Below are 585 nucleotides of genomic sequence, written 5' to 3' on the forward strand. Positions count from 1 at the left end.
GATATCGGGCCGATGATCAGCCTGCAGGCCGCGCAGAACGCGCAGAAGGTCGTGGATGAAGCACTGCAGCAGGGCGCGCGGTTGCTCTGCGGGCATCAGCGCCGGGGTTCGTGCTACGCCGCCACGGTGCTGGAGAATGTCGACCATGGCAGTCGCCTGTGGCAGGACGAGGTCTTTGCGCCAGTGGTGGTGTTGCAGGCGTTCGACGATCTGGATCAGGCTATCGCCCTGGCCAACCAGCCCGAATACAGCCTGCATGCGGGGATCTTCACCAACGATCTGCGCACCGCCATGGACGCCGCGCGGCGGATCGAGGCCGGTGGGGTGATGATCAACGATTCGTCCGATTACCGTTTCGATGCCATGCCGTTTGGCGGCTTCAAGTACGGCAGCCTGGGCCGCGAAGGGGTGCGTTTCGCCTATGAGGAAATGACCCAGCCCAAGGTGGTATGCCTCAACAGCCTGAGCTGAGGCCGATTGCAGCAATACGACAGGTCGTCGGGCACCGGGCAGGTTTGGTCACCTGCCCGGTGTTTTTTTGTCTGCGCGGCAGCGGATCGAATCGACCCGGGGATCGGTGGTGGT

At 63.2% G+C, this 585-nt stretch carries 1 protein-coding gene; it reads left to right on the forward strand.

Features of this window, described 5'->3' with window-relative positions; all coding sequences use genetic code 11:
* On the forward strand, positions 1–471 hold a 471-nt coding region (locus Q7C21_RS22540; RefSeq protein WP_375151165.1), incomplete at its 5' end, for an aldehyde dehydrogenase family protein.
* Between the last annotated feature and the right edge of the window lie 114 nt (positions 472–585).

This window comes from Pantoea sp. ANP04 (assembly GCF_041982285.1).
Taxonomy (GTDB): Bacteria; Pseudomonadota; Gammaproteobacteria; order Enterobacterales; family Enterobacteriaceae; genus Pantoea; species Pantoea eucalypti.